Origin of the sequence: Phocaeicola sp. GP0067, assembly GCF_031119655.1 — a bacterium.
In the GTDB taxonomy this organism is placed as follows: domain Bacteria; phylum Bacteroidota; class Bacteroidia; order Bacteroidales; family Bacteroidaceae; genus Phocaeicola; species Phocaeicola vulgatus.
Genome location: NZ_JAVHZY010000064.1, coordinates 1 through 1,178 on the forward strand (window position 1 = coordinate 1; position 1,178 = coordinate 1,178).

Here is a 1,178-nt window from a genome sequence, read left to right on the forward strand (position 1 = left end):
TCGTATTTTCCACTCCAAAATGCAATTTGGAGTGGAGCTCGCCCTGCTCCGGACGCCCCCTCCTCTCCTAGGAGGGCGGGAGGAGCAGGTAGCGAGCTGCCGAGACGAAAAAAGGGACGATGCGCTCACCGTCCCTTTAAGGTTAATGCAGTATATTTGCTGTTGAAACAAAAACTTAGCTATATACAAGTATGCATCTAACCCAAGCGCAAAGATACGAAATTGCTGCTCTTCTGAAGACTGGCACATCTCAAAAAAAGATCGCAGAGGTCATCGGAGTACACCCTAGCACCATCTGTAGAGAAATAAAGAGGAACTTGACACCCGCTGGCAACTATAGCCCTACTCAGGCTCATATGTTTGCCAAAGAGCGACAAGATTGGAAGAACAAAGCAAGAGCTAAATTGACGAACGCTATGAAAGCTGACATTGTCCAATGCATTGTAGAGCGTAAATGGTCTCCAGAGCAAATTGCTGGAAGGCGAAAGCTGGAGGGCAAGCCGATGGTCGGTAAGACCTCCATTTACAAGTTCCTGCATCAAAACAAGAAAGCTGGAGGCGATCTTTACAAACATACAAGGCATGGGCTAGCTTATCGCAAGCGACGCCTGGCCGTACCAATAAAAACAGACTGGCCTAAGCGAAAGTCCATAGAGACTCGTCCTGAGTGCATTGACCAGAAGGAGCGAGTAGGAGACTTTGAGATGGATACCATTATAGGCAAAGAGCAAAAAGGGGCAATCCTGACTCTTGTAGAGCGTGTTACAGGCTTTACTATCATACGACTTCTGGAGCATGGCAAGGATGCCAAAGCCCTCGCCAGAGAGGTAAATAAAGCTCTGAGGTACTACAAGAAGATGGGACTGCTACACTCGATCACAACCGACAATGGAAGTGAGTTTACCAAGTTTAAGACCATTGAGAGATCTCTCAAAACGCCCGTCTACTTTGCGCACCCCTATCAATCTTGGGATAAGCCTCATATTGAGTACCTAAACAAACTGCTGCGCCAGTTTATCCCTAAGTCTTCTACTTTCGAAGACTTAACTGACCTAGACCTTAGACGCTTCCAGAACCTACTAAACAATAGACCCCGTAAAAACCTAAACTATAAGACGCCCAATGAAGTCATCAAAAACATCATTCTTGAGAAATTGCATTAGCGGGTGGAATGTACG

At 46.3% G+C, this 1,178-nt stretch carries 2 protein-coding genes; both read left to right on the plus strand.

All coding sequences use genetic code 11. The features are described from left to right. Positions 1-201 (plus strand): hypothetical protein (locus RE317_RS20915; RefSeq protein ID WP_308821670.1); only part of this gene is annotated, 201 nt, incomplete at its 5' end. Then, positions 192-1,163 (plus strand): IS30 family transposase, encoded by a 972-nt coding sequence (locus RE317_RS20920; RefSeq protein ID WP_303266216.1) that lies wholly within the window; start codon positions 192-194, stop codon positions 1,161-1,163. The genes RE317_RS20915 and RE317_RS20920, both read left to right, overlap by 10 nt. Positions 1,164-1,178: the final 15 nt, after the last annotated feature.